Origin of the sequence: Kitasatospora arboriphila, from assembly GCF_039528095.1 — a bacterium.
Classification (GTDB): domain Bacteria; phylum Actinomycetota; class Actinomycetes; order Streptomycetales; family Streptomycetaceae; genus Kitasatospora; species Kitasatospora arboriphila.
This window is the reverse complement of record NZ_BAAALD010000034.1, coordinates 44,202-52,486: the sequence shown is the minus strand read 5'-3', so window position 1 is coordinate 52,486 and position 8,285 is coordinate 44,202. Positions and strand designations below refer to the sequence as shown.

At 75.0% G+C, this 8,285-nt stretch carries 9 protein-coding genes; 4 read left to right on the top strand and 5 right to left on the bottom strand.

Annotated features, from left to right (window positions below):
- The 4 genes from ABD353_RS18855 to ABD353_RS18840 all read left to right on the top strand — a co-directional run.
- A partial coding sequence (locus ABD353_RS18855) for an MFS transporter (protein ID WP_344624796.1) occupies nucleotides 1-686 on the top strand: 686 nt, incomplete at its 5' end.
- Complete coding sequence (locus ABD353_RS18850; RefSeq protein ID WP_344624795.1) at nucleotides 683-2,053, top strand: amino acid permease; 1,371 nt, start codon at nucleotides 683-685, stop codon at nucleotides 2,051-2,053. The genes ABD353_RS18855 and ABD353_RS18850, both read left to right, overlap by 4 nt.
- Nucleotides 2,054-2,063: 10 nt before the next feature.
- On the top strand, nucleotides 2,064-3,446 hold the full coding sequence (locus tag ABD353_RS18845; protein WP_344624794.1) for a hypothetical protein: 1,383 nt from the start codon (nucleotides 2,064-2,066) through the stop codon (nucleotides 3,444-3,446).
- A 78-nt stretch (nucleotides 3,447-3,524) separates the two neighbouring features.
- Nucleotides 3,525-3,992: a DUF3093 family protein gene (locus ABD353_RS18840; protein ID WP_344624793.1), complete on the top strand. Its 468-nt coding sequence runs from the start codon at nucleotides 3,525-3,527 to the stop codon at nucleotides 3,990-3,992.
- Nucleotides 3,993-4,019: 27 nt separating this feature from the next.
- Here the strand turns inward: ABD353_RS18840 and ABD353_RS18835 are convergent, their stop codons facing one another.
- From ABD353_RS18835 to ABD353_RS18815, 5 genes are all read right to left on the bottom strand, one after another.
- Nucleotides 4,020-4,838 carry a protein kinase family protein gene (locus tag ABD353_RS18835; RefSeq protein ID WP_344624792.1) on the bottom strand — a complete coding sequence of 273 codons (819 nt, stop codon included), beginning with the start codon at nucleotides 4,836-4,838 and terminating at the stop codon, nucleotides 4,020-4,022.
- A complete protein-coding gene (locus ABD353_RS18830; protein WP_344624791.1) occupies nucleotides 4,835-5,617 on the bottom strand; it encodes a hypothetical protein in 783 nt (260 codons plus the stop codon). The genes ABD353_RS18835 and ABD353_RS18830 overlap by 4 nt, the downstream gene beginning before the upstream one ends.
- Nucleotides 5,618-5,635: 18 nt before the next feature.
- The gene (locus ABD353_RS18825) at nucleotides 5,636-5,971 is read right to left on the bottom strand and encodes a YnfA family protein (RefSeq protein WP_344624790.1); all 336 of its coding nucleotides are present in this window, start codon (nucleotides 5,969-5,971) and stop codon (nucleotides 5,636-5,638) included.
- A 77-nt stretch (nucleotides 5,972-6,048) separates the two neighbouring features.
- Nucleotides 6,049-7,389 (bottom strand): MFS transporter, encoded by a 1,341-nt coding sequence (locus ABD353_RS18820; RefSeq protein ID WP_425555191.1) that lies wholly within the window; start codon nucleotides 7,387-7,389, stop codon nucleotides 6,049-6,051.
- Nucleotides 7,390-7,540: 151 nt separating this feature from the next.
- Nucleotides 7,541-8,236 (bottom strand): SDR family NAD(P)-dependent oxidoreductase, encoded by a 696-nt coding sequence (locus tag ABD353_RS18815; protein WP_344624789.1) that lies wholly within the window; start codon nucleotides 8,234-8,236, stop codon nucleotides 7,541-7,543.
- Nucleotides 8,237-8,285 lie beyond the last annotated feature (49 nt).

The window sequence follows — 8,285 nt, the reverse complement described above, 5'->3', positions numbered from 1 at the left end:
CCGATGATCGCGGCCGGTGGAGCGTGATCACCGGCGGCGCCGGCCTCGTCCGGGCCGACCGCCGGCTGCGCCTGCTGGTGGCGTTCGGCACCGTCTCCGGCTTCTACGCCTGCAAGGAGGGCCTGGCCACGCCGTACGCCCACGCCCTGGGACAGGGGCCGACCGGGGTGGGCCTGCTGCTCGCGGCCAGCCCGGCCGGCGCGGTCGTCGGCATGTTCGTGCTGACCCGCTGGGTGAGCCCGGATCGCGGCCTGCGGCTGCTCGGGCCGCTGTCCGTCGCCTCCTGCGCGGTGCTGACCTTCACCGTGCTCTCCTCGAACACCGCCGTGACCTGCGCGCTGTGGGCGGCTTCCGGAGTGTTCTCGGCGTTCCAGGTCCCGGCGAACGCCGAGTACAGCCGCTCCGTCCCCGACTCCGAGCGCGGCAAGGCGTTCGGACTGGCCTCGGCGGCCGTCCGGATGGCCCAGGGGGTCGGCATCTCCCTGGCTGGCCTCGCCGCAGACCACGCCCCGGCGTCCGTCGTCATCACCGTGTTCGGCGCCGTCGGGGCGGCGGTCTCCGCCGTCCTGGCGCTGCGGTGGTCCCGGATGCCGGGCCGCCCCACCGAAGCAGCGGTGGTCGAACCCGTCACGACCCCGATCCGCCCGTTCCCCCGTCCCCGTGCCTCGTCCAAGGACCTCGAATGACCCTCACCGCTCCACCCGCCACCGAGCCGCGACCGGGGGAGCACCTGCGCGGCACCCTGCGCCAGCGCCACCTGGGCATGCTCGCCATGGGAGGCGTGATCGGGTCCGGCCTGTTCGTCGGCTCCGGCGCGGGCATCGCCGCGGCCGGACCGGGGATCGTGCTGTCCTTCGCGGCGGCCGGCGTCCTCACCGTGCTGGTGATGCGGATGATGGCCGAGATGGCCGCCGCCCACCCGTCCAGCGGCTCGTTCTCCGAGCACGCGGAACGTGCCTTCGGCGCATGGGCCGGGTTCACCATCGGCTGGCTGTACTGGCTGACCCTGGTCGTGGTGCTCGCCCTGGAGTCGACCGCGGCCGCCGTCATCGTGCACGGCTGGCTCCCGGCCGTCCCGCAGTGGCTCATGGTGCTGCTGTTCATGTCGGTCTTCACCGCGGTCAACCTCACCGACGTGCGGAACTTCGGCGAGTTCGAGTTCTGGTTCGCCCTGGTCAAGGTCGCCGCGATCGTAGCCTTCCTGGTCGTCGGCGTGCTGGCGATCGCCGGGGTGCTCCCCGGCGGGGACACCGGAGCCCTGGACGGCGACCTGCTGCCGCACGGCTGGGCCGGCGTCGCGGCCGGACTCACCACCGCCGTCCCGGCGTTCGGCGGCCTGGAGGTCGTCACCATCGCCGCCGCCGAGTCCGACGACCCGGCCCGGGCCACCGGGCGGGCCGTCCGCGCCGCGGTCTGGCGGATCGCCGTCTTCTACCTCGGCTCCATGGCGGTCGTGGTCAGCCTGCTGCCGTGGTCCGACCCGCAGGTCGGTGCCGGCCCGTTCGCCGCCGTCCTCGACCACGTCGGCGTTCCCGCCGCGGGACAGGTCATGCGGGTCGTCGTGCTGCTCGCCCTGCTGTCCGCGCTCAACGCCAACACCTACGCCGCCGCCCGGATGGCCTTCTCGCTGGCCCGCCGCCGCCAGGCGCCCGCGCTGCTGGCACGGCTCGGCCGGACGGGCGTCCCCCGTGCGGCCGTGCTCGCCTCGGCCGCGTTCGGATTCGTCGGAGTCGTGCTCAACCTGCTCTGGCCGCGCACGGTCTTCCTCCACCTGCTCGACGCGGTCGGCACGGTGCTGCTGCTGGTCTGGATCCTGGTCGCCTGCTCCCAGCTGCGCCTGCGCCGGCGCCTGCCGGCCGACTCGCCGGTGCGGATGTGGGGCCACCCGTACCTGAGCTGGACCGCGCTGGCCGCCATGGTCGCGCTGCTCGGGCTGATGCTCGTCGATCCCGGCACCAGGATCCAGCTGATCAGCACGGCCGTGCTCGCCTCGGTCGTCCTCGCCGCCGCCCTGATCCGTGGCCGCCGCGCAACCGCGGCTGCCGAACAGTAGAGAGAGATCCATGGACCGCATCTCCCTGACCCGCGCGTACCTGGCCGAACTGGGCCGGCCCGGAGCCGACGCCCGGACGGCCGGACCGGCGGGCCCGGCGGGCCCGGTCGGCCCGGTCGGCTCAGCGTTCCTCGACGGAATGTACGAGGGCAGGTACCTGTCCCGGCCGCTGTTCCTCGGCCACGCCGAACAGGTGCAGCTCCACGCCGACCTGGAGAACCTGCGCACCGCCCTGGCGGCCCTCCCCGACCTGCTCTTCGGCGGCGACTTCGAGGCGTTCGCCCGGGCCGTCGGGCTGACCGACGTCCAGGTCTCCGCCGTGATGCGCGGCCGCGGCGCGACCGTGAGCCGGCAGACCCGGGCCGACCTCTACGCCGACGACACCGGCTTCAAGCTGCTCGAACTCAACATCGGCAGCGCCGTCGGCGGGATGGACAACCCCGACATGTGCCGGGAGCTGCTCGCCCGCCCGCACCTCGCGGACTTCGCCGAACGCCACAAGCTCGGCTTCGTGGACTCGCTCCGCGAACAGGTCGAGAACATCGTGGTGGAGAGCGGCTACGGCCCCGGGGACGACCCCGTGGTCGCGCTGACCGACTGGCCGGACGCGTACGGGCGGATGCTCCCCTACATGGAGGCGCTCTGCGAACGCTGGGGCGAGTACGGGCTGGAGGCGTACCCCTGCCACGTCGGGCAGCTGGAGGCGCGGGACGGCCGGGTGTGGCTGGGGGAGCGGCCCGTCGACATCGTCTTCCGGGTGTTCCTGATCGGCGACCTGCTCAAGTCGCCGGAGTCCCTGCGCCTGGTCGACCCGATCCTCGACGCCGCCGACCGCGGCGAGGTCCGGATCTTCACACCGCTGGACTCGGCCGTGTACGCCAGCAAGGGCGCCCTCGCCCTGCTCTCCGACGAGCGGAACCGGCGGCTGTTCGGCGCCGACGTGCTGGCGGGCCTCGACCGGATCCTCACCTGGACGCGGATGGTCCGTCCGGGCCCGGTCACCCTGGAGGACGGGGAGTCCGTCGACCTCGTCGAGTACGCCCTGGCCCACCAGCACGACCTGGTGCTCAAGCCCACCTCGCTGGCCGGCGGCACCGGCGTGCTGCCCGGCTGGACACCGGGCCTGACCGCACAGGAGTGGAGCACGCGCATCCACGCGGCGCTCGACCGCCCGTACATCCTCCAGCGGCGGGTCCGGCCCTCCGTCGAGCTCTTCGCGGACGACAACGGCGAACTCCGCCCCTGGACACCGCTGTGGGGGGTGTTCACCGTGGTCAACGGCTACGGCGGCGCCTACGTACGCGCCACCCCCGCCGACGGCGGAGGACTGGTCGTCAACCTCGCCACGGGGGCGCACGCCGGTCCCGTCCTCCACGGACTCGCCCCGAGCTGAGCAGTGGTGCACCGCAGCTCGTCCCGCCCCGACCTGCCGCCGCCCGGCGGACCGTAAGGACGTGGCAGCATCGGCATCGTGGTGATCTACGACGAACGGCTCTCCGTTCCGGTGCGCTGGTGGCTGGCCGCCGCGGCCTCCGCCGCCGGGCTGGCCGCGGCGCTGCTCCCGCTCGGACCGATGCCCGCGGTGGCCGCCGGCGCCCTGCTGCTGGCGGTCACGGCCTCGGTGCTGCGCGGCTACGGGGCGGTGCGCATCCGGGTCTGCGACGGTGTGCTGGTGGCCGGGCAGATCGTGCTGCGGGCCGAGCACTTCGGCGGGATCGAGATCCTCGACGAGACCGAGGCGCTGGCCTGGCGCACCCGGCGGGCCGGTCCGCGGGCCCGGCTGCTGATGCGCGGGTTCCTGCCGCAGGCCGTCCGGGTCGACATCGTCGAGCCGACCCTGCTCTGCCCGTTCGTCTATCTCTCCACCCGCCGCCCGGCCGAACTGGCCGGCGTGCTCGCCGACGCCCGCACCCGGTACGGCCTGCACACCGCGGCCTGATCCGCGCACGGCCCTGCGCCGGGGGTCTCAACGGCTCCCGGCGGCACGCCAGTCGGCGGCGAGGGCGGCGACGGTCGGGTGGCGCCCGGCCGGATCGGGGTCGGTAGCCCGGGCGATCACCGCGAGACCGGCCGGACCGCCGCGCCAGGCGCGTTCCTCGTCGCCGGCGTCCAGCAGCAGGCGGGCGGCCCTGCCCAGGGTGAACACCGTCGACCGGGTGTCGACCACGGCTTCCCGGGTGCACTGCTCCGGTGCCAGGTAGCGGCGCGAGCCCGGCAACCGGTCCTCCGTCAGGACGAAGGGCCCGGGTCGGTACTCGTCCAGGTCGACCAGCCGCAGGGTACGGGCCGCGAAGTCGTACAGCATCGAGCCGTCGTAGAGGTCGACCGCGATGAAGCCTGCGGCCTCGACCGCGAGATGGGCGTCCAGCAGCCGGTCCACCGCCGTCAGGACCTCCGGCAGCGGCAGCGCCCGGAACCGCGCCATCGGGCTGCCGGGACTCGTCCGGTCGCCGGGCCGCCCGGCCACCGGGTGGTACAGCACCTCGCCCGGGCACCACGGCAGGACGACCGCCGGGCGCCCGTCCGCGGTGAATCCGTGCACCTGCGGCACGATCGCCGGATGCCGGACCGCCCGGTGCAGGGCCCGACCGCGGAGCACCGTGGCAGCGGCCGCGTCCGTCCGTGCCGCCTTGACGAACCACCGCTCACCACAGGCGAGTTCGACCCCGTAGGAGTGGCAGCCGGAGTCCTGTGCGCGGAAGGCCGCGAACACCGTACCGAGGTGGCCGAGCAGGGACTCCAGCCCGGTGACCTCGCGGAGGCCGAGGACCCGGTGGCCGGTCACCGGACGCCGCCGGTCAGCAGCCGCCAGGGCGCGGTGAGCAGCGCCGCCTCCTCCGGCGTCGGCAGACCCGGGGCGCCGAGGGCCATCGCGGCGCCGAGCAGCGCGTCCGCGGCGCCCGACCAGGTCCGGCCGAGCTGCAGGCCGCCCGGCTCCCCGTCCGCGTCGTCCTCGACGACGGTGAAGGCGGCCTCGCCGCCCCGGGTGCGGGCGCTCGCGAGGACGGCGGCGTGCACGGCGAGGAAGCCGCGGCCGAGCGGCGAGCCCGGGCGTCCGGCGCCGGGGATCAGCAGGGCCGCCGAGTGGTCGGAGCCCAGGTACGGGCCGGCGTCGGGCCGGTCGGCGAGCCAGCGTTCCCAGGCCGCGGCGTAAGCGGTCCGTCCGGCGCCGGTCCAGGCGGAGGCCAGCAGGCCGGCCGTGGCCGGGGTCAGGGCGGCGGCCGCGTCCGCGACCCGGGCGACCTCCTCGCCCGAGGGGCCGAACAGCACGCCGGGGGAGAGCTCCGCCAGTACGTCGACGGTGTGTGCGCGGCTGTGCCCGGCAGTCGGGGAGAAGGCCTCGTTCGCCCGGCGCACCGCCTCCCGGGCCGCGGCGTCCGCGGCCGGGACGGCGGCCACCCGGAACAGCCGCCCGGGCCAGCGCGTCACGTTGACCCCGTCGACGGTGTGCATCACCACGAGCCACGGAGGCTCGCAGGAGTCCTTGGCGACCCGCCGTCCGACCTCGGCACCGGCCATCGGTCCGGTGTCGCCCTCGCCCACGTACAGGTAGCCGCTCAGCACGGCGCCATGGTAGGCGAGTCAGTGCCCGCGCGGTGCGTACATGATGACGGCGACCCCGACCAGGCAGACCAGGGCGCCGATCACGTCGTAGCGGTCCGGCCGGTAGCCGTCCACGACCATGCCCCAGGCGAGCGAACCCGCGACGAAGACACCGCCGTACGCGGCCAGGATCCGGCCGAAGTCCGCGTCGTCCTGCAGGGTCGCCACGAAGCCGTACGCGCCGAGCGCCAGCACCCCGGCGCCGATCCACACCCACCCGCGGTGCTCCCGGGTGCCCTGCCACACCAGCCAGGCGCCGCCGATCTCCAGCAGGGCGGCGAGCAGGAACAGCAGGACGGAACGCAGGACGGTCATGGCCCGACCCTATGTGCTGCAACGGCCCTGCCCCGCCCGGGTGTGCACACCCGGGCGGGGCAGGGCCGAGCCCGTCGTCAGACCGCGGCGGGGACGGGGCGGCGGTCCTTGAGGTGGACGCCCAGGGCCACCAGGGCCGTCGCCGCGGCCAGGACGCCCACCGCCGCCGCCAGGGAGCCGACCAGCGCGGCGGCGGCCAGCAGCACGAGCGGGCAGACGAACTCGCCGAGGAAGAAGGCCGCCGTCCACAGACCGGTGCCGCGGCCGCGGTCCGCGTGGTCCAGCAGGGCCATCGCCCGGGTGAGCAGCAGCGGCAGCAGGACGCCGGTGCCGAGGCAGTCGACCACGGCGCCGGCCACCAGCAGCGACGCCCGGTCGGCGACCGCCATCAGCACGAATCCGGCCGCGCAGAGCGCCAGCACCTGCGGCAGGAAGCGCTGTGCCCGGGCCGTGAAGCGGGCGAAGCCGGCCGCCCCGGCGACGGTGGCCGCACTGGCCAGTGCGGTCGCCGCGCCGATCACGGCCGGTGCGGTCACCCCCAGGTCGTCCAGCAGGTAGGAGGTCTCCACCGGCACGGTGTAGAACACCACCGCGCCGAACACCGTCAGTCCGCAGGTCGGTGCCAACCGCCGCCAGGGGAAGGGCCGTTCCTCGCCGCCGCCGCCCGGCCCGACCGGCTCCGCCGGAGCGTCCGCGGCAGCGGTGGCGGCCGTGGCAGTGACGGCGGCCTTCGGCGCGGGCCGCAGCACGGTCGCCATCAGCGGCGCCAGCAGCAGGCTCACCGCGTACGCCCAGAACGGCGCCCGCCAGCCGGCCGAGCCGACGGCCCCGCCGATCGCGAAGAACGCGGTGGCGGAGACGGCGGCGCAGATCGTCTGCAGGGCGAGGTAGCGGTCCCGGGTGCGGCCGCTCCAGTAGTCGCCGATCAGGGTGGTGCAGCAGGTCATGATGACGGCCTCGGTGACGCCGACGAGCGCCCGGCTGGCGACGATCGCCCCGAGCGAGTCGAGCCAGAGCGGCGCCGTGCCGACGAACGCGTACGCGACGGTCGCCCCGACCAGCAGCCGGTGTCGGCCGAGCCGGTCGATCAGCACGCCGGCGAACGGGGCGAGCAGGGCGAGCGCCAGCGCGGGGATCGTCAGGGCGACCGGCACCAGCGCGTCGGCGCCGGGGGTGGCGGCGAAGTGGTCCTGGATCCTGGGCAGGACGGGGGCGATGAGGACGGCGCCCAGGATCGGCAGGCAACTGCCGGCCATCAGCAGCACGGCCTTGAGCCGCAGGCCGGGTACGGACGCGGCCGGTGCGTCGGCGACCGCCGGCGCGGGGGCGACTGCCGTGGCGAGGGTGGCGGGCAGGTCGGGGTCGGCGGTCGCCACGGGGGCGTCGGTACTGTCGTCGGGGGCGATGGGGGCGGGCACTTGATCTCCGTTCACGGACGGTGGGGCAGGTGGGGCGCTCGACTGTCGGCGTGGAACGCGCCTACTACTACCAGCAGTTCGTTGCGGCTCCCAGCCCTCGCCCACCCCGTGGGACGGCCCCGCCCCGGCCCGGTGGCGCCCGGTGCGGCCGCTACCAGGGCACGACCTGTCCGAGGTGGTCGACGAAGTGGAGTCCGGGCTTTCCGCGGTGGGCCTCGATCGTGTCCACCACCCCGGGAACGCTCTCCTCCACGCCGAGTTCGGCGTCCGGGCCGCCGAGGTCGGTGCGGACCCAGCCCGGGTCCGTTAGCAGCAGCGTCCGCGGATCGTCCGCGTGCCGGGCGGCGTGACAGCGCATCAGCTGGTTCAGCGCGGACTTGCTCGCCCGGTACAGGTCCTGCCCGCCGTCGGTGTTGAGGGCGATGCTGCCCTGGTCGGAGGACATCACGCCGATCGTCCCGGCCGGGGCGACCAGCGGGCGCAGCCACTCGACGACGCGCATCGGGCCGAGCGCGTTGGTGGCCATCACCTCGGTGAACATCTCCGTCGGGACGTCGCCGATCGGGAGGTCGCCGCGGGTGACGGCGGCGTTGACGAAGAGCAGGTCGAGCGTGCGTCCCGCCAGCCGGTCGCGCAGGGCGGTGATCCCTCCGGGGTCGGTCATCTCCAGCGACTCGACGGCGAGGCGGCCCCCGGACTCCTCGGCCAGGTCGTGCAGGCCGGTGCGCCGGCTGCCGCGGACGGTGCCGATGACGTCCCAGCCGCGGCGCAGGTACTCCGCCGCCAGTTCGAGGCCCAAGGTCCGGGAGGCGCCGACGATCAGGGCGGTCGGGCGGGTGTCGGTCATGTCGTTTCCTGTCGTGCGTGTGGAGCGCCGCCTCGGCGGCGGCTCCGCA